Origin of the sequence: Phenylobacterium sp. (assembly GCF_035309685.1) — a bacterium.
GTDB lineage: Bacteria > Pseudomonadota > Alphaproteobacteria > Caulobacterales > Caulobacteraceae > Phenylobacterium.
This window is the reverse complement of the sequence record NZ_DATGEX010000067.1, coordinates 81988-108572: the sequence shown is the minus strand read 5'-3', so window position 1 is coordinate 108572 and position 26585 is coordinate 81988. Positions and strand designations below refer to the sequence as shown.

Genomic DNA, 26585 nt, shown 5'->3' with positions numbered 1-26585 from the left:
AACAGCCACGCCTGTTTCGGGGGATCTTGGATGGACGACCGAAGAACGTTCCTGCGCTTCCTGGCGGCGAGCCCGCTCTACGCCGGCCTGCCTTGGGCGGCTGCGGCCTTGGCCCAGGCCCCGGACAGCGAGCCTCTGGTCACCCGCGCCCAGGACGCGCTCGACGTCTTCGACCTGGAGAAGGTGGCCCACAAGACGATCCCCGTGGCGCACTGGGGCTACCTGATGACCGGGGTCGACGGCGAGGAGACGCTGAAGGCCAACCGCGAGGCCTATGCGCACTGGCAACTGCGCACGCGCCGGCTGGTGGACCTGAGCAAGCTGGACATGGGGACGGAGCTGTTCGGGGTGCGCTACGCCAGCCCGATCTTCCTCTGCCCGCTCGGCAGCCAAAAGGCGTTTCAGGCCGAGGGCGAACTGGCCTCAGCGCGGGCGGCGAAGGCCAGGAACACGCTGCAGATCCTGTCCTCCGCCACCTCGACCGGCGTGGAAGACGTGGTCGCCGCGCATGGCGGGCCCCTCTGGTACCAGCTCTACACCTCGTCCGATCTGAACGTGGCGATGAAGATCGTGGCGCGCGCCGAGCGGGCGGGCTGCACGGCGGTGGCGGTGACGGTCGACCTGCCGGCGGGCCGCAACACCGAGACGCTGAGCCGCGCGATGCGCGCCGACACCCGCCAATGCGCGGCCTGTCACGGCGACGCCGGGCCGGGGGCGCTCTCCGCCCGTCCCATGTATCAGGGGATCGACACCAAGGGCCTGCTCAACACCTCCCCGGCCCTGACCTGGGATTTCATCAAGCGGCTGCGCGACGCCACCAGGATGAAGGTGCTGGTGAAGGGCCTGGAGTCCGGCGAGGACGCCGCGCTGGCGGTGAAATACGGCTGCGACGGGGTGATGGTCTCCAACCACGGCGGGCGCGCCACGGAGACCGCGCGCGGCACGCTGGAGAGCCTGCCCGAGGTCGTGGCGGCGGTGAAGGGGCGCATTCCGGTGCTGGTGGACGGCGGCGTGCGGCGGGGCACCGACGCGCTGAAGGCGCTGGCGCTCGGCGCGACAGCGGTCGGCATCGGGCGGCCCTACATCTGGGGCCTGGGCGCCTTTGGACAGGCGGGCGTCGAGCGGACGCTGGATGTGCTGAACAACGAACTGCGGCTGGCGATGGGCGGGGTCGGCGCGCGGACGGTGAAGGAAATCACCCCCGCAGCCCTGATCCGCCGCGCCTAAGTCTCCTTCGCGGCCTCCGCCTTGACTCGTTCCGCGACGCGGATCGCCTCCCCGGCCTCGTCGAACATGAAGGGCAGATAGGCGTAGCGGACGCCGGAGGTGACGCGGCGCACCCCGTGCAGGATCGCGGCCGGAAAGACCACCGCCCAACCGGCCGGCGCCTTATAGCCGGCCAGGTTGTACTCGGGGAACACGACCTCGCCGCCCTCGAAGTCGTCGTTGAGATTGATCGAGACGGCGAAGCGCCGGTGCGCCGTCGAAGGGGCCCCGTTGTCCACATGGGGCATGAAGTGGCCGCCGTCCGCGGCCGAGTAGCCGCCGATCAGGTGCCGTTCGACGTAGCTGGCCCGCATGAAGAACAGCTTCTCGATTTCCGGCAGCACGCGCCGGCCGAGCTTCTCCTTCAGGATCTCGATCAGCGCCGGGTCGGCGATGCTGACGTCGCTGCGGCTCTTGAAGCTTGGATCGAACACCTTCTTGCCGCCGCGAAAGAAGCCGATGTCGCGGCCGCCCCCGCCGGCATGCAGATCGACCAGACGGCGGCAAAGCTCCGGCTCCAGCACGTTGGGCAGCATCAGCACGGGCGCCGGCCGGCTGACGCCGCCGAAGCGGTCCGGCGGCGGCAGGGCCTCGACCGTGGCGATCACCGCCTCCACGGGCGTCTCGCGCATGGGCCAGATGTTCACGACGCGCATCGAGGGATCGAGCAGGATCCACTTGCGGCTGACCGCGGAGATGTTGTCGGAGGCCGCGTTCAAGGGGGTTGCGCCGCAGACGTCGGACATCCGCCGGTCGAAATCCCAGACGAACCGCACGCCGGGCTCGGCGTTGGCCAGGCGGTGGGCGTCGCGGTCGCCCGGCATGACGCTGACGCCGAAGAACGAGGCATGGACGTCGTCGAACAGATCGCGGCGCGCGGCCACCGCCTCGATCGCCTGACGGATCGCGGGGTCGTCGGCCGAAAGGAAGAAGCCATAGAGCTGATAGCGGCCGGCCAGGGTGACGAAGGCGAACTTGGCGTGGTCGCCGCAAAGCTGCGGCTCCGCCGGGAACCGGTCGCCGGGCAGCAGCCGCTTGTAGATGGCGCTCGCCGGCGCGGCGGCGTCTGGATCGGCGGCCTTGGTCATCGGCCGACGATATCGCAGAACCGCGTCGCGTCTCCAGCGGCGAGGATAAGGCGCTTACGTCCCGCGCGGCTTGGCCCGGGCGGTGGGCTCGGCGACCGACGGGTCCTCCGGCCAGACGTGCTTGGGATAGCGGCCGCGCATGTCGGCGCGAACGTCCTTCCACGAGCCCTTCCAGAAGCCCGGCAGGTCCTTCGTGGTCTGGATGGGCTTGTGGCCCGGCGAGAGCAGCGAGAAGGTCAGCGGGACGCCGGCGACGGTGGGATGCGTCGTGAGACCGAAGACCTCCTGCACGCGCACGTCGATGCGGGGTCCGGCGTCGCCAGCGTAGTCGACGGCGAAGCTGTTGCCGGTAGGCGCGGTCCAGCGCGCCGGCGCCTGGCTCTCGAGGCGGCGCTGCAGGTCCCAGGGGATGAGTGTGCGGAGCGCCGCGTCCAGGGCGTCGGGCTTCAGGGCTGAGAGCGCGCGGACGCCGGGCAGGATGGGCGCGAGCCAATCATCGAGGCTGGCCAGCAGGGCCGCGTCCGACAGATCGGGCCAGCCGGCACCGGCCTCACGCAGGAAGCCCAAGCGGCGGCGCAGAGACTTGGCCGCCTCGCCCCAGGGCAAGGCCTCGACGCCCTCGGCGCGGACGCGGTCCAGCAGGGCCGCGGCGATGAGCGCGGGATCCGGATTCTCGTCGAAGGTTTCACGCACGACGAGGCGGCCGAGCCGCGTCAGCCGCTTGGCGCGCAGGCGCCCTGCCCCGCTTTCCTCCAGGCGGTCCTCGGTGGTGAGCTGGTGCGCGAAGGCGGCGACGAGTTCGGCCTCCTCGACCGGGGCGGCCAGCAGGATGCGGTCGCGCCGCTCGGCCCCGCCCAGTTCGGCCACGGCCAGCCAGGTCTCGCGGGCCAGGGCGTCGGTGGGCTCGACGAAGGCGCCGCGGCCGCTGACCAGCTGGAATTCGCCCTGCGGTCCGCGCGCGCGGGCGATGCGCTCCGGATAGGCGAAGGCGAGCAGTAGGCCGTCGGAGAGTTCTTCCCCCTTCCCCGGCTGGCCGGCCATCCCGGCCCAGCGCTCGGCCAACGCCTTGGCGTCGCGGGCGCGTGGGGAACGGTCGCGCTCCAGGCCGTCCAGGCGATGGCGCAGGTCGACGTCGCGGCCGCCGAGGTTGCGCTCGGCGATGAGCGCGGCGATGCGGGCCGCGCGGGCAGCCTGCCCCGTCCCGGCGGCCTTGAGGATCATGTGGGCCAGGCGCGGGCTCAGCGGCATATCGGCGAGCGCCCGGCCGTGGGCGGTCAGCACGCCGTCCTCGGTGAGCGCCTCCAGGCGGATCAGCAGGGCGCGGGCCTCGGCGAAGGCGGCGGCGGGCGGCGGATCGAGGAAGGCGAGGCCCGACGCGTCCTTGGCGCCCCAGCGGGCGAGGTCGAGGGCCAGGCCCGAGAGGTCGGCGTCGAGGATCTCGGGATCGGCGTAGGCGGGAAGCGCGCGGGTCTCGGCCTCATCCCACAGGCGGTAGCAGACGCCGGGCTCGGTGCGTCCCGCCCGGCCCCGGCGCTGGTCGGCGGCGGCGCGGGAAACGCGGACGGTGGAGAGCCTCGTGAGCCCGCTGGCGGGGTCGAAGCGCGGCACGCGCGCCTGGCCGGAGTCGATGACCACGCGGACGCCCTGGATGGTCAGGCTGGTTTCGGCGATCGAGGTGGCCAGCACCACCTTGCGGGCCCCGTCCGGCGCCGGGGCGATGGCGCGGTCCTGGTCGCGCGGGTCGAGCGCGCCATAGAGCGGGGCGATCTCGACATTCGGCCTGGGTCGCTCGTTCAGCCGCTCAGCGGTGCGCAATATCTCGCCCTGCCCCGGCAGGAAGACCAGCAGGCTGCCCGTTTCGGCGGCAAGGGCCCGCTCGACAGCGCGGACCACGCGGTCCTCCAGGCGCAGGCGCTCGTCCCTGCCAAGATAGTGGGTCTCGACGGGCCAGGCGCGGCCGAGGCTTTCGATGACCGGGGCGTCGGCGAGGAGTCGGGCGACCGCCGCGCCGTCGAGCGTCGCCGACATCACCAGGATGCGCAGATCGTCGCGCAGGACGCCTTGCGCATCCCGCGCCAGCGCCAGGCCAAGGTCGGCGTCGAGGCTGCGTTCGTGGAACTCGTCGAAGATCACGCAGGCGACGCCCGCGAGCTCCGGGTCGGCGAGGATCATGCGGGTGAAGACGCCTTCAGTGACCACCTCGATTCGCGTGGCGGCGGAGACCTTCGACTGCATCCGCACACGAAAGCCGACGGTCTTGCCCACCGGCTCGCCGAGCGTCGCGGCCATCCGCTCGGCGGCGGCGCGGGCGGCCAGGCGGCGCGGTTCCAGGAGGATGATCTTGCCCTGAATCAGCCAGGGCTCGGCCAGCAGTTCCAAGGGGACCACGGTGGTCTTGCCGGCCCCCGGCGGCGCCACGAGCACCGCGGTATTCCGTTCGGCGAGCGCCGCCTTCAGCGCCGGCAAAGCCTCATGGATGGGGAACATTCTTGCGCTCTAGCGGTCACTTGCCGCAACGCCAAGCCTTCCCGCTTGACCGTAGACGCACAACCAAGCCACGGTCCGGCCAACAATTTTTCGGCGGCCCAAAGGGGAAGCCGCTGTTCGGAGGGAATATGTGGCGCATTAAGTCGCTCGACGCGATCCTGGCGACCGCGGAGAAGAAGTCGCTTCACCGCTCGCTCGGGCCATTCCAACTGACGATGCTGGGCATCGGCGCGGTCATCGGCACCGGCATCTTCGTGCTCACCGCCACGGCGGCGCAGAAGGCCGGGCCGGGCATGATGGTCTCCTTCATGATCGCCGGGGCGGTCTGCGCGGTCGCCGCGTTGTGCTACTCCGAACTGGCCTCGATGGTGCCGGTCGCGGGCTCCGCCTACACCTACTCCTACGCGGTCATGGGCGAGTTGGTCGCCTGGCTGGTGGGTTGGGCGCTGATCCTGGAATATGCGCTGGGGGCCAGCGCGGTCGCCGTGGGCTGGTCCGGCCACATCGTGGGCCTGTTCGAGGCCATGGGCGTGCACATACCCCACGCGCTGACCGTCGGCCCCAAGGTGGTCATCGGCTCGTTCCTGGAAGGCGGCGAGGTCGGCGGGCTCGTCAACCTGCCGGCGGTGATCATCACCGTCCTGGTCACGACCCTGCTGATCATCGGCACCAAGGAGAGCGCCACCGTCAACGCCGTGCTGGTGGCCATCAAGGTCGCCGCGCTCACCCTGTTCATCGTGCTGACCATCCCGATGGTGACCGGCCACATGCAGCACTTCACACCCTTCACGCCGCGGGGCTGGGGCAATCCGCTCGGCTCGTCGGGAACGGGGGTGTTGGGGGCCGCCGCCTCGATCTTCTTCGCCTACGTCGGCTTCGATGCGGTCTCGACCGCCGCCGAGGAGACGAAAAATCCGCAGCGCAACGTGCCGATCGGCCTGATCGGCAGCCTGCTGATCTGCACCCTCTTCTACCTGCTGGCCGCCGGCGGCGCGATCGGCGCCTTTGGGGCCCAGCCGCTGGTGGGGCCGAACGGCGTGCCCTACGATCCGGGTTCGCCGGAGTTCTCCGCCGCCTGCACCGCCATCGGGGCGCACACGCCGCTGGTCTGCTCCAAGGAGGCCCTGGCCTACGTCCTCCGAGAAGTCGGCCATCCGTTCTTCGGCAATGTGGTGGCGCTCGCGGCCACGATCGCGCTCCCCTCGGTCGTGCTGCTGATGATGTACGGCCAGACGCGGATCTTCTTCGTGATGGCGCGCGACGGCCTGCTGCCGCCGGTGCTCTCGACCGTGCACCCGAAGTTCAAGACGCCCTGGATCATCACGCTGGTGACCGGGCTCGTCGTGGCGATCTTCGCGGCCTTCCTGCCGGTGGGTCAGCTCGCGGACTACTCGAATTCCGGCACGCTGTTCGCCTTCGCGGCGGTGTCGCTGGGGGTGATGATCCTGCGCTTCACCGATCCGGGCCGGGCTCGACCGTTCCGCACGCCGCTGCTGTTCCTGGTCGCGCCGGCCTCGATCATCGGCTGCGCGGTGCTGTTCATGAGCCTCGACGGCAAGTCCAAGGGCCTGTTCATCACCTGGACGGCCATCGGGCTGCTCTTCTACTTCTGCTACGGCTTCTGGAAGTCGAACGTCCGTCTGGGCGTCGACGAGAACGAGCCGCTGGTCGAGGGCCCGGGCGGCACGCCGCTCTAGGTCCGCCTGCAAAATCTGCGATGGAAAGGCCCGGGTTTCGCCCGGGCCTTTTCTTATATGGCGTAAAGCCCGATCATGGAGCCACATGAACGCGCCGCAAAAGCCCCCGCTTCCGATCCGCGCCCTTATCGCGCCCGTGACGCCGCTGCAGCAGAACTGCACCATCGTCTGGTGCGCCAAGACGCTGAAAGCGGCGATCATCGATCCCGGCGGCGAAGTCGACCGCCTGCTGGGCGCGATCGCCGACCAGGGCCTGACGCTGGAGAAGATCTGGATCACCCACGGCCACCTGGACCACGCCGGGGCCACCCAGGCGATCAAGGACCGCACCGGCGTCCCCATCGAGGGGCCGCATCCCGACGACGCCTTCTGGATCGACCAGATCGACGCCTCGGGCGCCAAGTGGGGCATGCCGGAGGCGCGCGGCTTCACGCCTGACCGCTGGCTGCACGACGGCGACGTCGTCACGCTCGGCGAGACGCAGTTCGAGGTCTACCACTGCCCGGGGCACACGCCGGGCCACGTGATCTTCTTCCACCGCGAGGCGCGCTTCGCCCAAGTGGGCGACGTGCTGTTCCAGGGCTCGATCGGCCGCACCGACTTCCCGCGCGGGAACCACGCCCAGCTGATCGAGGCGATCACCACCAAACTCTGGCCGCTGGGCGACGACGTGCGCTTCGTGCCCGGCCACGGACCGATGTCCAGTTTCGGCCAGGAGCGTCAGACCAACCCGTTTGTCGCCGACGACGTGTTGTCGCACACGTGATTGCAGCCTCGAAATCGAGATGTTACGCGCCGCGACCAGGGTCGGCGCCATGGAGCAGATCCTCGAAATGAACAACGCGGGCGCCCGCATCCTGATGGTCGATGACGACCCCGGCATCCGGGACGTCGTCTCCGACTTCCTGGGCAAGCACGGCTACAAGGTCGACACCGCCGGCGATGCTCAGGAGATGGAGCAGGCGCTGGAGCGAGGCCCCGTCGACCTGATCGTGCTCGACGTCATGTTGCCGGGCGAGGATGGGCTCGCGGTCTGCCGGCGCCTGGCCAATGGCGAGGGCGGCCCGCCGATCATCATGCTGTCGGCCATGGGCGAGGACACCGACCGGATCGTCGGCCTGGAGCTCGGCGCCGACGACTATCTGGCCAAGCCCTGCAATCCGCGCGAACTGCTGGCCCGGGTGCGCGCGGTGCTGCGCCGCGCCGAGCAGCGTTCGAACAACGGCAGCGTCGGGGCGGGCTGCGAGTTCGCCGGCTGGCGGCTCGACCTGGTGCGCCGCGAACTGCGCTCGCCGGCCGGCGTGGTGGTGAACCTGTCCTCGGGCGAGTTCTCGCTGCTGCGCGCCTTCGTGGAGCGGCCGCAGCGGGTGCTGACCCGCGACCAGCTGCTGGAATTCGCGCGCGGCCCCGACAGCGACGCCTTCGACCGCGCCATCGACGTGCAGATCAGCCGCCTGCGCCGCAAGCTCGACGATGGCGGCGGCAGCCACGAGCTGATCCGCACCATCCGCAACGAAGGCTACATGTTCACCGCCAAGGTGAAACGGACGTGATGTTCTCGCGCAGCGTGCGGCCGACCGCCTCGCTGTTCGTCCAGCTCGCGACCCTTGTCGGCCTGGCCCTGGTGCTGGCCGAGGCGATCAACCTCTTCCTGCTGTTCAACCTGCCGCCGCCGACGCCCGATTTCTATCGCCTGTCGGAAATCGAGCAGACCTTCCGCGGCCCCACGCCCGTGTTCACCGAGCGGCGACCGTTGCAGGTGAGCACCGTGGCCAGGCCGCCAGGACCGGCGATGGAGGGCGACACTGCGGCCCGCATCCGCAACCAGTTCGCCAAGGATCTCGGCAAGCCGCAAAGCGAGGTGGTGATCGCGGCCAATCGAGGGCCGTTCGCCGACCGCCGCGTCGGACGGATCATCCGCGACCGCATCGCCCGCGCCGGCGTCAGTGAAGAGCACTTCCTGGTGGCGCCCTTCGATGTCGCCATCCGCCAGCCCGATGGCCGCTGGCGCGTCGTTCGCCCGGAGCCGGCGTTCGGCCTGGACCCCTGGCAGACCCGCATCGCCCTGTGGTTCGTGATCTCGGCCCTGGTCATGGCGCCGGTGGCCTATGTGTTCGCGCGACGCCTGTCGCGGCCGATCAAGCAGTTCGCCGACGCCGCCGAGCGCCTGGGCCGCGACCCGAAGGCGCCGCCCCTGCAACTGAAGGGCTCGTCCGAGATCGGCGTCGCCGTGCGCGCCTTCAACGACATGCAGGAGCGCCTGCGCCGCTATGTCGACGACCGCACCGCCATGGTCGGCGCCATCGCGCACGATCTGCGCACGCCCTTGACCCGCCTGCGGTTCCGCATCGAGAGCTTGCCGGACGATCAGAAGGCCAAGATGGGCGCCGATATTGACCAGATGGAGGAGATGATCTCCGCGGCCCTGACCTTCGTGCGGGACGCCAGCCGACCGGGCGAACGCACGCCGCTGGAGCTGTCCTCCCTGCTGGAGAGCCTTTGCGACGAGATGGCCGAGACGGGCCATTCGACAGAGGTCGCATCCGGCGAGAAGGTGGTGCTGGAGGGCGACCCCATGGCGCTGCGGCGCCTATTCTCCAACCTCCTGGAAAACGCCGTGAAGTTCGGCGGGCGGGCGCGGGCGCGGGTGTTCCGCGACGCCTCCAACGCCTTCGTCGAGATCGACGACGACGGCCCCGGCATCCCGCCGTCGGACCGCGAGAAGGTGTTCGAGCCCTTCTATCGCCGCGAGCCGTCGCGCAGCCGTCAGACCGGTGGGATCGGCCTGGGCCTGGCGGTGGTGCGCTCCATCGCCCGCGGCCACGGCGGCGACGTGGACCTGGTCAACCGGGCCGGCGGCGGCCTGACGGCGCGGGTTCAGTTGCCGCTCTAAGGGCGATCTCGCGCCTTTGTGATGTGGCGCTAAACGCCTGTCGGCACTGCAAAGCTTCCCCAACGGAAGCGCTCACCCCGCAAGTCCGTCGTTTTTCGACGCAACCTTGACCGCGCCTCGCGGGTTAGCCCCTTCGCAACCGTCCAGTGACGCCCGAGGAGCGTAGTCCCAATGCCTACCGTCGACACCGGAAAGCCCCGCGCCCGCAGAGGTTTCGCGGCCATGAACCCCGAACGCCGCCGCGAGATCGCCCGCAAGGGCGGCGCCAGCGTGCCCGGCGAGAAGCGCAGTTTCGCCAAGGACCGCGATCTGGCCGCCTCGGCCGGCCGCAAGGGCGGCGAAGCCAGCCGCGGCGGCGGACGCACCCGCGGCCGCGACCTCTAGCTCAACCGCTACTGAGCGATTAGCGACACGACGGCGAAGGCCGGCTCCGCGCTGAGCCAACTGGCTTCCAGCGTCCAGCCCGCCTTCGCCGCCAATCGCGCGAACCCTTCGACCGTGAACTTGGCGGAGTTCTCGGTGTGGATCGTCTCGCCGGCCGCGAAGCGGACCGTGCGCCCTGCCACCCTCACCTTCTGATCCTTCAAGCTCTCCAGGTGCATCTCGATCCGGCTGGCCTCCGGGTTCCAGACGGCCCGGTGCCGGAAATTCGCCAGATCGAAGTCGCCGCCCAGCTCGCGGTTGATGCGGGTGAGCAGGTTGAGATTGAACGCCGCGGTGACGCCCTGCGCGTCGTCGTAGGCGGCGACCAGGGTCTGAGCGTCCTTCACCACATCGATGCCGACCAGGAAGCGCGCGCCGTGACCCAGCAGGCCCCGCGCGCCCTCCAGGAAGGCCTGAGCCTCCTCCGGCGTGAAATTGCCGATGGTCGAGCCCGGAAAGAAGCCGGTGACCGGGCGGCCCTGCGCCTGCGCGGGCAGGGTCAGCGCGCGCGTAAAGTCCTCCAACAGCGGCGCGACCGTCAGCCCCGGATAGTCCCGGCGGATGGCGGCGGCGGCCTCGTCCAGGGCCGCGGCGCTGATGTCGATGGGCGCGTAGGCGCCGATCTGCGGGGCCGCGTCCAGCAGGATGCGGGTCTTCACGCTCGCGCCGGAGCCGAATTCCACCAGCGCCGCGCCCGGCGAGATCAACTTGGCGACCTCGGGCGCGATCTGGCGCAGGAGGCCGATCTCGGTGCGCGTCGGATAGTATTCGGGCAGTGCGGTGATCGCCTCGAACAGGCGCGAGCCCTCCGCGTCGTAGAAGTATTTCGGCGGCACGGCCTTCTGTGGCTTGGCGAGGCCCGAAAGCACATCGGCCTCGAACTCGCGGGTGACGTCTTCGCTGGCGTCATGCGCCACGTCGCGGGCCAGGCGGACGCCGGAGAACATCCAGCGCTGGTGCGGATAGAAGAAGTTGCGGTAGCTGGCCCGCACGTGGCCGGTGGGCGTGACCGCCGCGCCGCCCCGCAGGACGAACTGGCCGGCCATGAACTTGCCGTTGTACTCGCCGACCGCGCCGGCGGCGGGCCTGAACCCCGGATAGGGCGAATAGGCGCTGCGGGTCCATTCCCAGAGATCGCCGAACATCTGGCGCAGGCCGGCGCCGGGCGGCGACGCCGCGGCGGCCAGGCGTCCTGAGCCGGTGAAGTTGCCCGCGACCGTCAGATCCTGGGCGGCATGCTCCCATTCCGCCTCGGTCGGCAGGCGCGCACCGGCCCATGTGGCGTAGGCTTCCGCCTCGTAGAAGCTGACGTGGCTGACCGGCGCCGCGGGGTCGAGCGGGCGCAGGCCGTGCAGAGTCATGGCGCTCCAGGCCTCCGCCTCGCCCGGCTGCCAGTAGAGCGGCGCGTCCCAGCCCTCGGCCTGGGCGCGCGCCCAGCCTTCGGCCAGCCACAGCTCGGCGCGCCGATAGCCGCCGTCGGCCATGAAGGCCAGCCACTCACCGTTGGTCACCAGCCGGTCGGCCAGCTCGAAGCGCTCCAGCCAGACCTTGTGGCGCGGGCTCTCATTGTCGAACGCAAAGCCGCCCTCTTCCGACATAGGGCCCGAATGGCCGATCTCGACCAGGCCGCCCTCGAAGGCCACGAAGCGCAATGGGTCCGCCGCCGGCGCGGGCGTCAGATTGCGCGGCGGAGCATAGGCCGGCTGCAGCGGCGATTGGGCGAAGAGATGCAGGATGTCCATCAGGATCAGCTCCTGATGCTGCTCCTCATGGGCGAGGCCAAGGTCGATCAGGGCCGAAAACTCGTCCGCGCGCTCGGCCAGCAGCGCGCCCATGGCGGCGTCCACGTGCGCCCGATAGGCGATGACGTCGGCCAGCGAGGGGCGCGTCAGCAGGCCCCGCTCCGGCCGCGGCTGACGGGGTCCCAACGCCTCGTAGTAGGAGTTGAACAGATAGTGAAAGCGCGGATCGAACGGCTTGTAGCCCGCGAGATTGGGGACCAGCAGAAAGGTCTCCCAGAACCAGGTGGTGTGCGCCAGGTGCCACTTGGTGGGGCTGGCGTCCGGCATGGACTGGGCGAGCTGATCTTCCGGCGTCAGCGAGCGGGTGAGCGCTTCGGTCGCCTGGCGCACGGCGCGGTAGCGATGCAAGGCGGCTGACGCGGGCGCGCGCGCCGGCGCAGCGTCGGCGCGCGCAAGCGCCTGCGGATCGTCCGCCGACGGGTCCTGGAACTGGGCCATGTGCTCCTCTCCCACGCGCCCGTGTCCGGACGCGCTCTCCCGCCAGAACCAGACCTAAGCATTCCTCGGCGCGGTACAACCCAGGCTGGCTAACGCCGGTCTGAAAAAAGGGGCATGACGCCCCGCTCGCGCACCGGAACGGATAATCGGGGCTCGCGTTCATCGGGACGCCGGAAAAGTCGGAGGCCATTCGCCTCCGCATCCGGCGAGTTTCGAGGGCGTGATGGATGCGACGCTCAGCTGGCGTGACGATGTCGTCGGATTGATCCCGGCGCTCAGGGCCTTCGCCTGGTCCCTGAGCCACAACGGCTCCGACGCCGACGATCTGGTGCAGGACACCCTGATCAAGGCTTGGACGAACAAGGACAAGTTCGAGCCCGGCACCAATCTTCGGGCCTGGCTGTTCACGATCCTGCGCAACACCTACTACACCGCCGTCCTGCGACGCCGCCGCGAAGTGCGCGACGAGACCGGCGAATACGCCGGCGCGCTGAAGACCCCGCCGACCCAGGACTGGAGCGTCGCCCTGCATGCGCTGCGCGACGCCCTGCAGAAGCTGCCCGACGAGCACCGCGAAGCCCTGATCCTCGTGGGGGCCGCGGGCCTTTCCTATGAGGAGGCCGCCGAAATCTGCGGCTGCGCGCTGGGGACGATCAAGAGCCGGGTGAACCGGGCCCGGGCGCGCCTCCTGAAGATCATGGACGCCGAAGACGCCACCGAGGTGATGGCGCTCGAAACCCTGGGGGTCGCGGTCCACGCCTGAGCCGCGCAACAAGCGGAACTGTGGGGCCGGAAATCCGTTGTGAACGGCAGGGGCGCGTCACTTCGGGAAAGGGAAAGAAAATGGCCAGCCGCTATGACAATCACCCTCAGGGCGTGGGGTCCGATCGGCCGCGGGGCCTGGGCGAGGACCTGGACGCGGCCCGCCCGCCCGGCGGCCGCAGCTTCCGCGGCGAGGACGCGCATCTGTCGGCGGATATGAAGCGCTACAACGCCCGCTATGGTCCGTCGCACGTGGACTACGGCCACGACCAGAACTACCGCCCAGGCTACCACGAGGGCGGCAGCCGCTTCGGCTTCTTCGGGCCGGAGAACGACCGCGGCGTGGACCGCGAGCAGGAGTTCGACGCCGACTATCTGATCTGGCGCGACCAGCAGATGCAGCGCCACGACCGCGACTACGCCGATTGGCGCCGCGAGCAGCACCGCAAGTACGACGACGACTACTGGCGCTTCCGCGCCGAGCGCCGCGACGACTTCCACCAGCGCTTCCAGGACTGGGTCGCCCAGCGCGCCGCCGAGGCGGCCGCCGCGGCGGTCAAGCCGGACGACAAGCTCTAGGTCGCTTCAGCGGCTACTTCCCGTCGGGATAGACCACCGGCAGGACCAGGGCCGAGGGATGGGTCGCGTCCATGTAGACCGTATTGGTGGCCACCCGCGGCGGGGTCTTGCGGTCGCCGGGCGCAGCGCCGTTGTTATTGTTCACCTCGAAGCGCGGGCTGCTGGACGAGGTGATGTGCAGCGCGATCCGGTGGCCCTTCTCGAAGGTGATGGCGGTCGACCACAGATCGATGTCCAGCTCCTCCGGCGCGTTCGGGGTCATCATCTTGATGTCGTCGGGCATCCGGCCGTGGCGGAAGCGGGTGCGGATCGGGGCGTCGAGGACCAGGGCCTCGTAGCCGTCGGGATAGACGTCGACCAGCTTGGCCATGAAGTCGGTGTCCGGACCGTCGGTGGCGCCGTAGAGCTCGACCTTCACCGGGCCTGAGATGGTGACGTCCTTGTCCAGGGCCGGGGTCTGGAACCGCAGGTAGTCCTGGCGCGCGGGGATCGCGCGCTGGTCCATCGGGCCGCGTTCGAAGGTCAGGTTCGCGCCGCCCACCGTCGGGACCGGATTGGCCGGGTCGTCGCGGTAGCTGATCTTGCCCCCCTCGCCGCCCGGCGCCTTACCGGCCAGCGTCTTGTCGGGGCTCAGGTAGTAGCGGACCTCACGGTAGGCCGGCGGCCAGTTGGCGGCGGTCAGCACGCGGTTCTTCGGGCTGATCGCGCCCTTCTCGGCGGCGGCCATCATGAAGTAGGTGACCGGCGGCTCGGCCATGATGCCGTTGTCCACCCCCTTCAGCCAGTAGTCGAACCAGCGGATCTCCTCGTCGCCCGCGAGGCTCAGGCGATCGGCGCCCGGATAGCTCAGGTTCCCGGACAGGTTCCCGTGCCCGAAGGGACCCATCATCAGCTTCTGATTGCCGCGGGCGCCCTTGGCGCCGTGGTTCTGCAGATATTCGAAGTTGGAAATGTTGCCGTGGTTGAAGATGTCGTACCAGCCGCCGACGTTGTAGATCGGGATCTGGATGTACTTGCGGTTCTCGCTCATCGCCGAGCGGTTCCAGAAGATGTCGTCCACGACGCGGCTGCGCTGCCGGTCCAGCACGTCGTCGGCGACGCCCTGGCCCTTCGACCAGCCGATGACGTCCTTCTCCTTCAGGACCCCGCCGATGTAGCTGTTCTGCAGCAGGTCGTAGGGCGCGACCACCACATAGGCCGCCTTCAGGTGCGGCGGGGCGGCCATCGCCGCCTCGTTGGAGGTGACGCCCATGGCCGAGCCGCCGGAAAGGCCGATCTTGCCGTTGCTCCACGGCCGGGCGGCGGCCCATTCGACGCTGTCGTAGCCATCCTCGACGTCGTTCTCGAAGGCGGCGTAGAAGCCCTGGCTGCGCCCCTTGCCGCGGGTGTCCTGCAGCACGAAGACATAGCCGGCGTCGGTGTAGTGCTTGGCTTGTTTGGTGAGCGCCTCGCGCATCTTCGCCCCGTCCGGATCGTGCTCCTTGTCGATGCGGCCGTCCTTCAGATAGGGCGTGCGGGTCATGACCACGGGCCAGGGCCCGGCGCCGGCGGGCTTGAAGACGTTGGCGGCGAGCTTGGTCCCGTCGCGCATCGTGGCGATCTCTTCCACCGCGCCAGGCGGCAGGCCGGGCCATTTGTCGGCCGCCTTGGCCGCGGCGGCGGCCTTCGCCGGCTTGTCGGCGGGCTTGTCGGCGGCGAGCGCCCCGCCGCAGGCGAAGCTCACGGCCAGCGCCGAGGCGAGCGCGAAGTGGGTCAGCTTGGTCATCTGGTCGTTTCCCCCAAGCGGGTCTGGCGCCCGCGCAGGGTATCTAAGCACAGCCTCCGCCGCCGCGTCAGCCCGCCGCGACGCGCTCCAGCCATGCCGTCAGGTCGGCGACCACCTCGGCGCGGTTGGTCTCGTTGAGCATCTCGTGACGGCCGCCCGGATAGACCTTCACCTCGACATCGGAGAGGCCCGCGTCGCGGTAGCGGCCGACCAAAGGTTGCAGCAGCGCCAGGTCCTGGTTGATGGGGTCCTTGTCGCCCACGAAGATGTAGATCGGCAGGTCCTTGCGGATCTTGCCGATCTCGGCCGGATCGCGCACCCGGGCGGCCAGCCGGCCGAAGCCGCTGTCGCCGCCGGCCTTGCGCGAGAAGCCGCAGAGCGGGTCGGCTATGTAGGCGTCGACCTCGGCGGGATCGCGCGACAGCCAGTCGAAGGGCGTGCGCGGCGCCTCGCCGTCGAGGCGGACCTCATCCAGCCGGCGAGGCCCATCGGTGCGATCGCCGAAGGCCGCGGTGCCGGACAGCACCAGGCCGTCGATCGCGTGCGAGTGGTCGAAGACGAAGGCCTGGGCGAAGAAGGAGCCCAGGCTGTGGCCGAGCAGGATCAGCGGCAGGTCGGGATGCTCGGCGCGGGCGAGCGAGGTCAGCCGACGCAGGTCCTCGACGATCAGTTGCGCGCCGTTCCGGCCGAAATCGCCGTAGTGCTCCGGCGAGGCCGCCGTCAGGCCGTGGCCGCGATGGTCGTCGGCGTAGACCACCCAGCCGGCCTCGATCAGGGGCGTCAGCGGCGCGAGATAGCGGCGCGCGTGCTCGCCCATGCCGTGGGCGACCTGCAGCACCGCGTGCGGCGTCACCGTGTCGTCGGCCCACCGGAAGCCCGCGATCTCGGCGTCCTCGGCGCCCGCGAAGCGGAAGGTGCGTTCCCGGATGGCCATCGCGCGGTCCCTTCCTGAAAAAGCCCCCTTTGCTGAAAGAGTTGGGGCGCTCTAAGACGCCTTGATGCCCTGCGCACAGCCTGACTCGCAACCGTGACCCGCGACGACGCCCAGGCGCTCGACGCCGCCGACCCGCTGGCGGGCCTGAAGGCCGCCTTCGCCCTCCCCGACGGCCTGATCTACCTGGACGGCAATTCGCTGGGGCCGCCGCCGCTGGCGGTGCATGAGCGCATGGCGGAGGTGACGCGGCGCGAATGGGGCGAGGGCCTGGTGCGCAGCTGGAACACCGCCGACTGGATCGGCGCGCCGCTGCGCGTCGGGGCCAAGATCGCGCGGCTGATCGGCGCGGCCCCCGGCGAGGTCACCGTCGCCGACTCCACCACGGTCAATCTCTTCAAGCTGGCCGCCGGCGCCTTGTCGCTGCGGCCCGGGCGCTCGACGATCCTGTCGGAGGCCGGCAACTTCCCGACCGACCTCTACGCCCTGCAGGGTCTGGCGGCGCTGCTGGGCGGCCGCGCGACGTTGAAGACCGTGGCGCCGGAGGATCTGGTCGACGCCATCGACGAGGACACCGCCTGCGTGGTCCTGACGCAGGTGCACTACAAGACCTCGCGCCGCTGGGACCTGGCTGCGGTGACGGCGGCGGCGCACGCCAAGGGCGCGTTGATGCTCTGGGACCTCTGCCATAGCGTGGGCGCGATCGCGTTGGACCTGAACACGGCCCAGGCGGACCTCGCCATCGGCTGCAGCTACAAATACCTGAACGGCGGCCCCGGCGCGCCGGCCTTCCTGTTCGTGGCCGAGCGGCATCAGGCGCAGATGACCTCGCCGCTGACCGGCTGGATGGGCCATGCCGAGCCCTTCGCCTTCGAGGACGGCTACCGCCCCGCCGCCGACATCCGCGGCCAGATCACCGGCACCCCGCCGATCCTGGGGCTGGCGGCGCTCGAAGCCGGCGTGGACCTGCAGCTGCGGGCCGACCCAGCGCTGGTCGAGGCCAAGGGCCTGGCGCTCGCCGGGCTGTTCATCGCCGAGGTCGAGGCGCGCGCCGCCGACCCGGCCTTGATGCTCACCGGCCCGCGCGAGCCGTCGCGGCGCGGCCTGCACGTCTCTTTCGCCCATCCTGAAGGCTACGCCGTCGTGCAGGCCATGATGGCGCGCGGCATCGTCGGCGACTTCCGCGCCCCGGACATCGCCCGCTTCGGCTTCTCGCCGCTGTTCCTGAGCTATGCGCAGGTCTGGGAGGCCGCCCACGCACTAGCCGACATCCTAGCCTCGCGCGGCTGGGACCGGCCAGAGTTTAAGGCCCGCGCCGCCGTCACCTGAGGACGGCCCGGCTACAACCCGCAACTCAACCGTCAGTCGTAACCTTACGTCAGGGATTTGCAGTCATTTTTGCCTGGAGAGGAGTACCCGCCGATGTCTCCCCGCCCAGGAAACGCCTCTACGTCCGTCCACTCCGCGCAGCAGGCCGTTGCGTTCGTGGTGCACGCCAGCCGCAATATCGTCGTCCAGGCGCTGGGCGTCGGCATGGTGGTCGTCACTGGGCTCAATGTGACGCCCTGGCCCTACGTGGCCGGTTGGACCGCCATGGCGGTGGTGGTTCTCACCGCCGAGGACCAGCTGCTGCGCGCCGCGGCGGAGACCAGGGCCTTCGCCCGGCGCGCCGCCGCCTGGGCGCCGATGCTGCGCATCGCGGCGACCTCGCTTTACGCCCTGGCCGCCCTGGCCCTGATCGCCCGAGGCGCCGCGCCGGAGCGGTTGTTCGCCTTCGCACTCATCTGCTGCTCCATGGTCCACGTGCTGATGCGCTACTACCGCTCGCGGTGGATCCTGATCGTCGCGCTGGCGCCCTATCTCGGAATCCTCGCCCTCCTCGCGGTGACGGAGTTCCGGCAGGCGATCGCCCAGGGCCACCCGCTGTCGGCAGTGATCGCGACGTTCACGCTGGCGACCTTTGGCCTGCAGTTCTGGTCCGCGCGCGCCCAGCTGTCGGCAGCCTGGGGCGAGCTGATGGACGCCCGTGAAGCCGCCGAGGAACGCGAGCGCGCCGCCGAGACCGCCAACCGCGCCAAGTCCAACTTCCTGGCCACCATGAGCCATGAGCTGCGCACGCCGCTGAACGGCGTGCTGGGCATGGTGCAGGCCCTGACCACCGAAGAGCTGACCAAGGTTCAGCACGAGCGCGTGAAAATCATCCGCCGCTCCAGCGAGAGCCTGCTGGCGGTGCTGAACGATCTGCTGGACCTGTCGAAGATCGAGGCCTCGACCCTGGAGCTCGAGGTCGCGGAGTTCGATCTGGAGCACTTGGTGCGCGGCGTTGTGGCGGCCTACCAGCCGCTGGCCGACAAGAAGGGCCTGACCTTCGAGTTCGAGATCAGCGAGGCGGCGCGCGGCCGCTACGACGGCGACTCGGCGCGGATCCGCCGCATTCTCTACAGCCTGGCCGACAACGCGGTGAAGTTCACCGAGGCCGGTGGAATCCGCCTCGAGGTCGGCCTGGCAGCGGGCGAGGTGGTGTTCAGTGTCGCCGACACCGGCATCGGCATCGCCCCGGCCGACATCCCGCATCTGTTCGAAGGCTTCTACCAGGCCGACGCCAGCCGCACGCGGCGCTTCGGCGGCGCGGGTCTGGGCCTGGCGATCTGCCGCGAGATGACCCAGCTGATGGGCGGCGCGATCGAGGCGTCGAGCGAGCCCGGCCAGGGCTCGACCTTCGTGGTTCGCCTGCCGCTGGCGCCGGCTGCGGCCCATGCCGAGACCGCGCGCGCCGAAGCGGCCTCCGATCAGCCCGACACCGCCGGCGAGCTGCGCGTACTGGCGGCCGAGGACAACGACACCAACCAGCTGGTCCTGAAGACCCTGCTGTCGCAAGCCGGCGTCACGCCCACCCTGGTGGAGAACGGTCGCCAAGCTCTCGAGGCCTGGGAAGCGCAGCACTGGGACATCATCCTGATGGACATCCAGATGCCGATCATGGACGGCGTCGCCGCGACCATCGCCATCCGCGAGCGCGAGGCCGAGACCGGCCGGGCCCGCACCCCGATCATCGCGGTCACCGCCAACGCCATGACCCACCAGGTGACCGAATACCTGGCCGCCGGCATGGACGGCATGGTGCCCAAGCCCGTCGATATCACCGCCCTCTTCCACGCCATGGAGCGCGCGCTGGAGCCGGCCGAGGACGAGAGCCAGCCGCAAGCGGCGGCGACCGCCTAGACGTAGGCCAGCCTGCCAAGCCGCCGTTTTTGGCAGCGGAGACGGCCCTCCTTCGCCAAGGCTTCGGAGGGCATCCTGCTTCGCCCCCTGAGGCCAGGACTTGTCCTGCGAAGCTCGTAGAGCGAAGCAGGATGGCGGTGACGGAGGGATTCGAACCCTCGATACCCTTTCAGGTATGACGATTTAGCAAACCGTTGCCTTCAGCCACTCGGCCACGTCACCTTGTTGAAAACGCTCGGGTTTCGCCGAGCGTCGTCGTCCCGCCGCGGGGCCTGGCTGGCAGGCCCGCGCCGGGATCGCGGTTTCTAGCCGACGATGGGGCTTCTGCCTAGACCGCCAGAGCGGCGCGGCGGCGGCGAAGCATCGAACCCAGGCCGAAGAAGCCAGTCAGCATCATCGCCCAGGTCGCCGGTTCCGGCACGGCCGCGTTGAAGATGTAGTTGGCCGACCGGTCGGCGTTGCTGGCGTGCAGCACCACATCGCCGTGGTCATTGATCCCGAAGGCTTCGACGTCGTCGAAGCCGGCCACGTTGATCTCGGTGAAGACATTGGTGTTCGCGTTGAACTCGAACGCGTGGTCGGCGCCGGTGGAGTCGAGCCACATGCCGGCGACCAGGCCATGGTTGTTGATGTTCTCGAAGATCGTGCCTGTGGAGCCCGGGGCGGCGTTGGGGTCGCTGTAGGTGGTGAAGGAGCCGCCGACATCGATGAAGCCCACCTGGGCGGGGCCGATGAAGGCCCAGCCGGCCACCGTGCCATCGTCCTCGACCGCGCGCGCCGCGGTCCGGCTTGCCAAGGGCACATTGATGTTCGTGAGCGTGGTTCCGTCGAGCGTATAGCCCGTGGTCGGCACAACCCCGCTGGTGATGTAGTCGCCCACGATCACGCCGTGGTTGTTGGCGCCCTCGGCGATGCCGTGCAGCGGGGCCGAGGTGTTCGGGTTCGCCAGGATGGTCACCGTGCCGGTCGACGTGCGGGCGAACTCGTTGTCGGTGCTGAAGTTTCCGGAGATGTCGGTGGCGTAGCCGTAGACAGTGTTGGAATTGTCGATGCCTCGCCCGAAGGTCGAGGTGTTGACCGAGAAGGTCGTGTAGGTCCCGCCCGCGTCGCGGACGAAGCCCAGGGTCTGGCCGCCGACGACGACGCTGCCGGTCATCCAGCCGGCGTTGTTGATCCCAAGCACGCTGGTCGAGCTGGCGAGCGGATCAGAGGGAATGAGGGTCAAGGTTCCAGCCTGGGCGGCGCCCGAGACGAGAACAGCGGCGGTGGCCGCCAAAAGCAGAGTCCGCGTATTCATGTTGTCAGCCCCATCCGGGCCGACCGCACATGATCGCCCTCAAGCGCCACTATGCAGACGTTACATGTTACGCGAACGCAAGCGGTCACTCCTGGGGGGCGAATTCCTCTCGGCTGGCGCGATCAGCGGAGACCGCGGCGCGGAGGCCGCAGCCGGTCCGATTCAGGCCCCTGGGCCTCAGCCGTGCGCGAGCCACTCGCGGGCCTGACGCTGGGCCTCGGCCACCTCGTCGGAGGCCATCTCCTCGGAGAGCTCCTTGCGGTAGACCTTGGCTTCGACCGAACCGCGCATGGCGGCCAGGTTGAACAGCATGTGGGCCGAAACATAATCCAACGGCGCCCCGCCCTGGCCGGTCGAATAGAGCAAGCCCAGGCGGAAGAGTTCGTCGCCCGAGGCTTCCGGACCCGGAAGCGGGAGACCCTCTTTGGCGACTTGCAGTTGCGCAAGCATGACCTTTGTCCCTGTTGTGGCCGGTGAAGCTCCGTTCTGGAACTCCTCGCCCGGCCTTATCGGAGCCCATGGAAACAGGCCCGCGCTGAACACATGGTTAAGACCGCTGTTGTCGGGCCTTCATCTGGCCACAGTGGTTAAAAGGTCGCAGGTCGCGGTTCGTTGAATCTCGGGACGGCGCTTTTCGCGCTTCGCAAAACACCGGCAACGCTTGTCCCTGATACTGGTTGTTCAGGCGCAGTTCAGGCGTCGCTGACATTGTACGCATGACCGAGGACGCGTTTTTGAGGATGATTGGCGAAATGCGACGCCTGATCTCCCTCCTGGCCGCCGCCGCGCTGATAGCTGGACCCCTGGCTACGGCCGGCGCCGCCATGGCGAAGGATGACCACCGTGAGGCGCGCCGCGAGCAGCAGGCGCCGCGCGGCGGCATGCCCCGCTGGATGGGCGGTGGCGGGCGTCAGGCCGGCCCGGCCTATCGCGGCGCCCAGGAATACCGCTACGAGCGGCCGGAAGGCCGCGGCGACCCGCGCAGCGACCCCCGAAACGATCCCCGCAACGACCCCAGGGTGAACGGCTACCGCTCCGAGGGCGCGCCGGACCCGCGCTATGACCCGCGCGCCTACGGGCCGCCCGCGCCCGCGCCCTATTCCGCGCCGCCGCGGCGCGGGGGCTATGTGGGCCCGGGAACGGGCGGTGCGGTGATCCAGGATCCGGGCCGCTACCGCCTGCGCCCGCCGCCGCGGGGCTATGTCTGGATGCGCACGCCCAACGGCATGGCCATGGTCTCGCAGTCGACCGGCCAGATCTACGACATGGTGCCCTACCCGCCGTACTAGCCCTAAGCTAGCCGCCGAGCTTGGCCTTCAGCATCTGGTTGATGACGCCCGGGTTGGCCTTGCCCGCCGTGGCCTTCATCACCTGGCCGACGAACCAGCCGATCGCCTGGGGCTTTTCGGCCACCTGGGCCGCCTGGCCGGGATTGTCGGCGATCAGCTTGTCGATGATCGCTTCCAGTTCGCCGGTGTCGGAGACTTGCCGGAGGCCCTGCTTTTCGACGATGTCGTTGGCGCGGCCCTCGCCGTTCCACATGCGCTCGAAGACGTCCTTGGCGATCTTGGAGGAGATCACGCCCTCCTCGATCAGCTGGACCAGTTCGGCGATGGAGTCGGGGTGGATCGGGCTGTTCTCGATCTCGATGCCGCCGGCGGTCAGGCGCGCGGCCAGGTCGTTGGTCACCCAGTTGGCGGTGAGCTTGGCGTCGCGGCCCCCTTGGGCCGCGGCCTCGTAAAAGTCCGCCCGCGCCTGTTCGCCGATCAGCACCTGGGCGTCGTAGGCCGAGAGGCCATACTGCGACTGGAAGCGCGCCTTCTTGGCGTCCGGCAGCTCGGGAAGCGTCGCCTCGATGCGCTTCACCCAGGCGGGGTCGAGATCGAGCGGCAAGAGGTCGGGATCGGGGAAGTAGCGGTAGTCGTGCGCCTCTTCCTTCGACCGCATGGAGCGCGTCTCGCCCTTGGTCGGATCGAACAGGCGGGTTTCCTGGTCGATCTTGCCGCCGTCCTCGAGGATCTCGATCTGGCGCCGCGCCTCGTACTCGATGGCGGCTTGGATGTAGCGGTAGGAGTTGACGTTCTTGATCTCGCAGCGCGTGCCCAGGTGGCTGAAGCTGCCGGTCTCGCGGAACTTCTCGTAGTCGCCGGGACGGCAGACCGAGACGTTCACGTCGGCGCGCAGGTTGCCCTTCTCCATGTCGCCGTCGCAGGTGCCCAGATAGACCAGGATGGTGCGCAGCTTCTTCACATAGGCCGCCGCCTCTTCCGAGGTGCGCATGTCGGGCATGGAGACGATCTCCATGAGCGCGGTGCCGGCGCGGTTCAGGTCGACGTGGGTGGCGTTGGGGTCCTGGTCGTGCAGAAGCTTGCCGGCATCCTGCTCCAAGTGCAGGCGCTCGATCCGCACCGTGAAAGTCGAGCCGTCGTCGTGCTCGACGATGACCTCGCCCTCGCCGACGATGGGGTGCTTGTACTGGCTGATCTGATAGCCCTGCGGCAGGTCGGGGTAGAAGTAGTTCTTCCGGTCGAAGTGGCTCTTCAGGTTGATCTGCGCCTTCAGGCCGAGACCGGTCTTCACCGCCTGCTCCACGCAATGGCGGTTGATCACCGGCAGCATGCCGGGCATGCCCGCGTCGACGAGGCTGACCTGCGCGTTCGGCGCCGCGCCAAAGCCGACGGCGGCGCCGCTGAACAGCTTGGCGTTGGAGGCGACCTGGGCGTGGACTTCCAGCCCAAGGACGATTTCCCACGGGCCGGTGCGGCCCTCGATCTGCTTGCTCTTCTCAGTCATGGCGTCTCCCTAGCCGATTTTGCCGGGCAAGGGAGCCCCGCGGGCGGACGCAAGGTCTGTCGCGCCTGTGGAAAATCGATGGGGCGCCACACCGGCGCCACAGACGCGCAGGAAAAACCGTGACGCTAGCGTCACCATTGCAAGCCGACACAAAAAACTGAGATAAGGCCGTAACGCTTCGCCCTCGCCGTACTCGGGGACGAGGCTCTCACCCCGTCAAACTGGGTGAGCCACATAGCCGCGCGGTCGCTTCTCGGCTTGCGCGGCGCCCCGTCGTTGCGCTCATGCTTCGCGGGACTACCACTCGGGGAAGGAACCCATCCGATGAAGACCAAGCTCGTCGCCGGCCTCGCCGCCCTCGCGACCCTCGTCGCCGTCCCGGCGTTCGCTCAAGCCCCGGCGCCGGCCGGCGGCCCGATGTCGGTCGACAAGACCACGATCGGCGCGCTCTGGGCCAACCCGACCTCCAAGGCCGTCCTGGAAAAGGACGTCCCCGGGATCGACCAGTACATGGACCAGATCAAGGACATGACGCTCGCTCAAGTCGCGCCGATGAGCCAAGGCGCCATCGACGACGCCAAGCTGAAGCAGATCCAGGCCGACCTGGACAAGGCGAGCGGCAAGTAAGCCACGCGGAAGCTTCAAGAGATCAAGGGCCCCTCGCCTCGCGGCGGGGGGCCTTTTTCGTTGTGGGGCGGCGGCTATTGCGCGGTGGGCGCGGCCTGTTTGAGCAACGGCGTGACCAGGGCGTCGAAGCTCTCTTCGTTGAACGCGCCCGCGGCGGCGAACCGCACGACGCCGCCACGGTCGATGACATAGCTGGTCGGCACCGCGCTCTTGATCCCATACCCCCAGCCCAGGACGCTGAGCCCCAGCGGATAGTGCAGGACGCCCTGAAGCGGCTTCAGCTGCTCAGACGGGACGCTGAGCTCCGTGGTGACGGCGTAGATCTTCAGATCGGTGTCCGGATGGGTGCGCAGGTAGTTCTCAAAAACCACCATCTCGGCCTTGCAGGGCGTGCACCAGGTCGCCCAGCGGTTGACGATGACAGCCTTGCCCCTGAGCTGGTCGGACGAGACCACCGACTTGTCCAGCAGGTAGATCTTATACGGCCTGGCCGGCTTGCCGACCTCGTCCGCGCGCGCCGCGCCGACGGCGGCCAGCGCCAGGGCGCACGCCAGGACGGCGATGTTCCGGTGTTTCATTCTGCCCCCCCAATTGCCCCTCGCAACCTGAGGAGCAACGGGAGGCTACCACCACTTCTGCGGCTTGGCGCGGAAGTTGGCGGCCTTTTCCACCGCGGCGCCCAGCGAGAACAGGGTCCCCTCGTCGAGCGCGCGGCCGATCAGCTGCAGGCCGAGCGGCAGGCCTGAGGCATCGAGGCCGGCGGGCACGCTCATGCCCGGCAGGCCGGCCAGGTTCACCGTCACCGTGAAGATGTCGTTCAGGTACATGGCCACCGGATCGTCCGACCGGTCGCCGAGCGCGAAGGCCGCCGAGGGCGCGGTGGGCGTCAGCAGCGCGTCGACCTTCCCGAAGGCCTGGTCGAAGTCGTCGGCGATGCGGCGCCGCACCTTCAGCGCCTTCAGGTAATAGGCGTCGTAGTACCCCGCCGAGAGGACGTAGGTGCCGATCATGATGCGGCGCTTCACCTCGTCGCCGAATCCGGCGGCGCGGGACTGCTCGTAGGTGTCGGTGAGGTTGCCGCCCTCGACGCGCAGGCCGTAACGCATGCCGTCGTAGCGGGCGAGGTTCGAGGACGCCTCGGCGGGCGCGACGATATAGTAGGCCGGGAGCGCATATTTGGTGTGCGGCAGCGAGACCTCGACGATCTCGCAGCCGGCGTCCTTCAGCCAGGCGATGCCCTGTTCCCAGAGCGCGTCGATCTCGGCGGGCATGTTATCGACGCGGTACTCCTTCGGGACGCCGATCCGCAGGCCCTTCACCGACTTGCCGACGAAGGACGCGAAGTCCGGCGTCTCCACCGGCAGGCTGGTGGAATCCTTCGGGTCGTGGCCGGCCATGGAGGTCAGCAGGATCGCGGCGTCCTCCACGGTCCGCGTCATCGGTCCGGCCTGATCGAGCGACGAGGCGAAGGCGACGACGCCCCAGCGCGAGCAGCGGCCGTAGGTCGGCTTGATGCCGACCGTTCCGGTGAAGGCCGCCGGTTGGCGGATCGAACCGCCGGTGTCGGTCGCCGTGGCGCCAAGGCACAGCTCCGCCGCGACGGCGGCCGCCGAGCCGCCGGACGAGCCGCCCGGCGTCAGCTGGGCGTTGCCGCCGTTCGCCCGCCACGGATTGACCACCGGGCCCCAGCAGGAGGTCTCGTTGGACGAGCCCATGGCGAACTGATCCATGTTCAGCTTGCCCAGCATCACCGCCCCGTCGCGCCACAGGTTGGCGGTGATGGTGCTCTCGTAGGTGGGGACGAACTCGCCGATGATCTTTGAGCCGGCGGTGGTGCGCACGCCCTCGGTGCAGAACAGGTCCTTGATCCCGAGCGGGGCGCCCTCGAGCGGTCCGGCGGCGCCCTTGGCGCGGCGCGCGTCCGAAGCCTTGGCCATTTCCAGCGCCTTTTCCGGCGTCTCCAGCACATAGGCGTTGAGCGCGCGCGCGGCCTCGACGGCCTCGATGTGGGCCTGGGTGATCTCAACCGAGGAGAACGACTTGTCGGCCAGGCCGTCCAGCGCGGCCTTGAGCGTGAGCGAGGTGAGCGACGTCATCTATTCGACGACCTTCGGCACGACGAAGAAATTGCCCGCGCGCTTCGGCGAATTGGACAGCACCACCTGCGGGTCGCCGCCCTCGGTGACCACGTCGTCGCGCATCGGGGCCGGCATGTGGACGGCCGAGGTCATCGGCTCGACGCCGTCGGTGTCGACCTCGTTCAGCTGTTCGATCCAGCTCATGATGCCGTTCAGCTCGCGGGCGAGCTGCTCCAGCTTTTCCTCCGGCTCGGCGATCCTCGCCAGCCTGGCGACCTTGCGCACGGTCGCCACGTCGATGGTCATGCCATCCTCCTCAAGTCTCAGGGGCGTGGGTTAGCCGTGCGGCGGCAAATTATCAACGTCATCCCGGACGGCCGTCAGGCCGAGCCGGAACCGAGGGCCGACCGCACAGCCTGAACCCTGGATCCCGGCTC

General features: G+C 69.3%; 22 protein-coding genes, 1 tRNA gene and 1 pseudogene. 12 read left to right on the top strand and 12 right to left on the bottom strand.

All coding sequences use genetic code 11. The features are described 5' to 3' along the window. Positions 1-30 precede the first annotated feature (30 nt). The gene (locus tag VKQ35_RS21820; RefSeq protein WP_324365095.1) at positions 31-1227 is read left to right on the top strand and encodes an alpha-hydroxy acid oxidase; all 1197 of its coding nucleotides are present in this window, start codon (positions 31-33) and stop codon (positions 1225-1227) included. Here VKQ35_RS21820 and VKQ35_RS21815 read toward each other — a convergent pair. Both VKQ35_RS21815 and hrpB read right to left on the bottom strand, forming a co-directional pair. Beyond that, complete coding sequence (locus tag VKQ35_RS21815; RefSeq protein ID WP_324365093.1) at positions 1224-2354, bottom strand: 2OG-Fe(II) oxygenase; 1131 nt, start codon at positions 2352-2354, stop codon at positions 1224-1226. The two genes, VKQ35_RS21820 and VKQ35_RS21815, sit on opposite strands and share 4 nt — an antisense overlap. 54 nt (positions 2355-2408) lie before the next feature. Then, on the bottom strand, positions 2409-4841 hold the full coding sequence (gene hrpB / locus VKQ35_RS21810; RefSeq protein WP_324365091.1) for an ATP-dependent helicase HrpB: 2433 nt from the start codon (positions 4839-4841) through the stop codon (positions 2409-2411). A 128-nt stretch (positions 4842-4969) separates the two neighbouring features. On the opposite strand from hrpB, the gene VKQ35_RS21805 reads away from it, so the two are divergent. The 5 genes from VKQ35_RS21805 (at position 4970) to VKQ35_RS21785 (ending at position 9815) form a co-directional block, all read left to right on the top strand. After that, a complete protein-coding gene (locus VKQ35_RS21805) occupies positions 4970-6538 on the top strand; it encodes an amino acid permease (RefSeq protein WP_324365089.1) in 1569 nt (522 codons plus the stop codon). 85 nt (positions 6539-6623) lie between these two features. Then, the gene (locus VKQ35_RS21800) at positions 6624-7304 is read left to right on the top strand and encodes an MBL fold metallo-hydrolase (RefSeq protein WP_324365087.1); all 681 of its coding nucleotides are present in this window, start codon (positions 6624-6626) and stop codon (positions 7302-7304) included. 49 nt (positions 7305-7353) lie between these two features. Continuing rightward, the gene (locus VKQ35_RS21795) at positions 7354-8091 is read left to right on the top strand and encodes a response regulator (protein WP_324365156.1); all 738 of its coding nucleotides are present in this window, start codon (positions 7354-7356) and stop codon (positions 8089-8091) included. Beyond that, a complete protein-coding gene (locus tag VKQ35_RS21790) occupies positions 8091-9431 on the top strand; it encodes an ATP-binding protein (protein ID WP_324365085.1) in 1341 nt (446 codons plus the stop codon). The genes VKQ35_RS21795 and VKQ35_RS21790 overlap by 1 nt, the downstream gene beginning before the upstream one ends. A gap of 171 nt (positions 9432-9602) precedes the next feature. After that, positions 9603-9815, top strand: a complete 213-nt coding sequence (locus tag VKQ35_RS21785; RefSeq protein ID WP_324365084.1) for a general stress protein — start codon at positions 9603-9605, stop codon at positions 9813-9815. A gap of 8 nt (positions 9816-9823) precedes the next feature. Here VKQ35_RS21785 and egtB read toward each other — a convergent pair whose 3' ends face one another. Further along, positions 9824-12094, bottom strand: coding sequence for an ergothioneine biosynthesis protein EgtB (egtB, locus tag VKQ35_RS21780; protein WP_324365082.1), 2271 nt, complete (start codon positions 12092-12094; stop codon positions 9824-9826). Positions 12095-12317: 223 nt separating this feature from the next. On the opposite strand from egtB, the gene VKQ35_RS21775 reads away from it, so the two are divergent. Both VKQ35_RS21775 and VKQ35_RS21770 read left to right on the top strand, forming a co-directional pair. Then, positions 12318-12857 (top strand): sigma-70 family RNA polymerase sigma factor, encoded by a 540-nt coding sequence (locus tag VKQ35_RS21775; protein ID WP_324365080.1) that lies wholly within the window; start codon positions 12318-12320, stop codon positions 12855-12857. Positions 12858-12937: 80 nt separating this feature from the next. Beyond that, entirely contained in the window at positions 12938-13435 is a 498-nt protein-coding gene (locus VKQ35_RS21770; RefSeq protein WP_324365078.1) for a hypothetical protein, read from the top strand. 13 nt (positions 13436-13448) lie between these two features. Here VKQ35_RS21770 and VKQ35_RS21765 read toward each other — a convergent pair whose 3' ends face one another. Together VKQ35_RS21765 and VKQ35_RS21760 are read right to left on the bottom strand one after the other, a co-directional pair. After that, entirely contained in the window at positions 13449-15200 is a 1752-nt protein-coding gene (locus VKQ35_RS21765) for a CocE/NonD family hydrolase (RefSeq protein WP_324365076.1), read from the bottom strand. Positions 15201-15267: 67 nt separating this feature from the next. Next, on the bottom strand, positions 15268-16134 hold the full coding sequence (locus VKQ35_RS21760) for an alpha/beta fold hydrolase (RefSeq protein WP_324365074.1): 867 nt from the start codon (positions 16132-16134) through the stop codon (positions 15268-15270). 93 nt (positions 16135-16227) lie between these two features. Between VKQ35_RS21760 and kynU the strand changes: the two genes are divergently transcribed. Both kynU and VKQ35_RS21750 read left to right on the top strand, forming a co-directional pair. After that, the gene (gene kynU, locus VKQ35_RS21755) at positions 16228-17460 is read left to right on the top strand and encodes a kynureninase (RefSeq protein WP_324365072.1); all 1233 of its coding nucleotides are present in this window, start codon (positions 16228-16230) and stop codon (positions 17458-17460) included. A 93-nt stretch (positions 17461-17553) separates the two neighbouring features. Beyond that, a complete protein-coding gene (locus VKQ35_RS21750; RefSeq protein WP_324365070.1) occupies positions 17554-19353 on the top strand; it encodes an ATP-binding protein in 1800 nt (599 codons plus the stop codon). 132 nt (positions 19354-19485) lie between these two features. Here VKQ35_RS21750 and VKQ35_RS21745 read toward each other — a convergent pair. The 3 genes and pseudogenes from VKQ35_RS21745 to VKQ35_RS21735 all read right to left on the bottom strand — a co-directional run bounded on the left by VKQ35_RS21745 (position 19486) and on the right by VKQ35_RS21735 (position 21100). Continuing rightward, positions 19486-19575 (bottom strand) — tRNA-Ser (locus tag VKQ35_RS21745). 106 nt (positions 19576-19681) lie between these two features. Further along, a pseudogene (locus tag VKQ35_RS22105) lies at positions 19682-19777 on the bottom strand (PEPxxWA-CTERM sorting domain-containing protein); the annotation flags it as partial. A 1050-nt stretch (positions 19778-20827) separates the two neighbouring features. Next, the gene (locus tag VKQ35_RS21735; protein WP_324365066.1) at positions 20828-21100 is read right to left on the bottom strand and encodes a sel1 repeat family protein; all 273 of its coding nucleotides are present in this window, start codon (positions 21098-21100) and stop codon (positions 20828-20830) included. A 302-nt stretch (positions 21101-21402) separates the two neighbouring features. Here VKQ35_RS21735 and VKQ35_RS21730 point away from each other — a divergent pair, with 302 nt between their 5' ends. Then, complete coding sequence (locus tag VKQ35_RS21730; RefSeq protein ID WP_324365064.1) at positions 21403-21939, top strand: RcnB family protein; 537 nt, start codon at positions 21403-21405, stop codon at positions 21937-21939. Positions 21940-21946: 7 nt separating this feature from the next. Here VKQ35_RS21730 and gatB read toward each other — a convergent pair whose 3' ends face one another. Then, positions 21947-23443 (bottom strand): Asp-tRNA(Asn)/Glu-tRNA(Gln) amidotransferase subunit GatB, encoded by a 1497-nt coding sequence (gene gatB, locus VKQ35_RS21725; RefSeq protein WP_324365063.1) that lies wholly within the window; start codon positions 23441-23443, stop codon positions 21947-21949. A gap of 324 nt (positions 23444-23767) precedes the next feature. Between gatB and VKQ35_RS21720 the strand changes: the two genes are divergently transcribed. Further along, positions 23768-24070, top strand: a complete 303-nt coding sequence (locus VKQ35_RS21720; RefSeq protein WP_324365061.1) for a hypothetical protein — start codon at positions 23768-23770, stop codon at positions 24068-24070. Between the two features lie 74 nt (positions 24071-24144). Here the strand turns inward: VKQ35_RS21720 and VKQ35_RS21715 are convergent, their stop codons facing one another. From VKQ35_RS21715 to gatC, 3 genes are read right to left on the bottom strand one after another with little or no spacing between them, the layout of a single operon-like run. Beyond that, positions 24145-24648, bottom strand: a complete 504-nt coding sequence (locus VKQ35_RS21715) for a TlpA disulfide reductase family protein (protein ID WP_324365059.1) — start codon at positions 24646-24648, stop codon at positions 24145-24147. A gap of 45 nt (positions 24649-24693) precedes the next feature. After that, positions 24694-26166, bottom strand: a complete 1473-nt coding sequence (gene gatA / locus VKQ35_RS21710) for an Asp-tRNA(Asn)/Glu-tRNA(Gln) amidotransferase subunit GatA (RefSeq protein WP_324365057.1) — start codon at positions 26164-26166, stop codon at positions 24694-24696. Continuing rightward, positions 26167-26454 (bottom strand): Asp-tRNA(Asn)/Glu-tRNA(Gln) amidotransferase subunit GatC, encoded by a 288-nt coding sequence (gatC, locus tag VKQ35_RS21705; RefSeq protein WP_324365055.1) that lies wholly within the window; start codon positions 26452-26454, stop codon positions 26167-26169. Positions 26455-26585: the final 131 nt, after the last annotated feature.

What these genes read in the sequence shown, in the direction of transcription:
- VKQ35_RS21820 (WP_324365095.1), top strand. Translation starts at nt 31, where the DNA reads ATGGACGACCGAAGAACGTTCCTGCGCTTCCTGGCGGCGAGCCCGCTC.
- VKQ35_RS21815 (WP_324365093.1), bottom strand. Translation starts at nt 2,354, where the DNA reads ATGACCAAGGCCGCCGATCCAGACGCCGCCGCGCCGGCGAGCGCCATC.
- hrpB (WP_324365091.1), bottom strand. Translation starts at nt 4,841, where the DNA reads ATGTTCCCCATCCATGAGGCTTTGCCGGCGCTGAAGGCGGCGCTCGCC.
- VKQ35_RS21805 (WP_324365089.1), top strand. Translation starts at nt 4,970, where the DNA reads ATGTGGCGCATTAAGTCGCTCGACGCGATCCTGGCGACCGCGGAGAAG.
- VKQ35_RS21800 (WP_324365087.1), top strand. Translation starts at nt 6,624, where the DNA reads ATGAACGCGCCGCAAAAGCCCCCGCTTCCGATCCGCGCCCTTATCGCG.
- VKQ35_RS21795 (WP_324365156.1), top strand. Translation starts at nt 7,354, where the DNA reads ATGGAGCAGATCCTCGAAATGAACAACGCGGGCGCCCGCATCCTGATG.
- VKQ35_RS21790 (WP_324365085.1), top strand. Translation starts at nt 8,091, where the DNA reads ATGTTCTCGCGCAGCGTGCGGCCGACCGCCTCGCTGTTCGTCCAGCTC.
- VKQ35_RS21785 (WP_324365084.1), top strand. Translation starts at nt 9,603, where the DNA reads ATGCCTACCGTCGACACCGGAAAGCCCCGCGCCCGCAGAGGTTTCGCG.
- egtB (WP_324365082.1), bottom strand. Translation starts at nt 12,094, where the DNA reads ATGGCCCAGTTCCAGGACCCGTCGGCGGACGATCCGCAGGCGCTTGCG.
- VKQ35_RS21775 (WP_324365080.1), top strand. Translation starts at nt 12,318, where the DNA reads ATGGATGCGACGCTCAGCTGGCGTGACGATGTCGTCGGATTGATCCCG.
- VKQ35_RS21770 (WP_324365078.1), top strand. Translation starts at nt 12,938, where the DNA reads ATGGCCAGCCGCTATGACAATCACCCTCAGGGCGTGGGGTCCGATCGG.
- VKQ35_RS21765 (WP_324365076.1), bottom strand. Translation starts at nt 15,200, where the DNA reads ATGACCAAGCTGACCCACTTCGCGCTCGCCTCGGCGCTGGCCGTGAGC.
- VKQ35_RS21760 (WP_324365074.1), bottom strand. Translation starts at nt 16,134, where the DNA reads ATGGCCATCCGGGAACGCACCTTCCGCTTCGCGGGCGCCGAGGACGCC.
- VKQ35_RS21750 (WP_324365070.1), top strand. Translation starts at nt 17,554, where the DNA reads ATGTCTCCCCGCCCAGGAAACGCCTCTACGTCCGTCCACTCCGCGCAG.
- VKQ35_RS21735 (WP_324365066.1), bottom strand. Translation starts at nt 21,100, where the DNA reads ATGCTTGCGCAACTGCAAGTCGCCAAAGAGGGTCTCCCGCTTCCGGGT.
- VKQ35_RS21730 (WP_324365064.1), top strand. Translation starts at nt 21,403, where the DNA reads ATGCGACGCCTGATCTCCCTCCTGGCCGCCGCCGCGCTGATAGCTGGA.
- gatB (WP_324365063.1), bottom strand. Translation starts at nt 23,443, where the DNA reads ATGACTGAGAAGAGCAAGCAGATCGAGGGCCGCACCGGCCCGTGGGAA.
- VKQ35_RS21720 (WP_324365061.1), top strand. Translation starts at nt 23,768, where the DNA reads ATGAAGACCAAGCTCGTCGCCGGCCTCGCCGCCCTCGCGACCCTCGTC.
- VKQ35_RS21715 (WP_324365059.1), bottom strand. Translation starts at nt 24,648, where the DNA reads ATGAAACACCGGAACATCGCCGTCCTGGCGTGCGCCCTGGCGCTGGCC.
- gatA (WP_324365057.1), bottom strand. Translation starts at nt 26,166, where the DNA reads ATGACGTCGCTCACCTCGCTCACGCTCAAGGCCGCGCTGGACGGCCTG.
- gatC (WP_324365055.1), bottom strand. Translation starts at nt 26,454, where the DNA reads ATGACCATCGACGTGGCGACCGTGCGCAAGGTCGCCAGGCTGGCGAGG.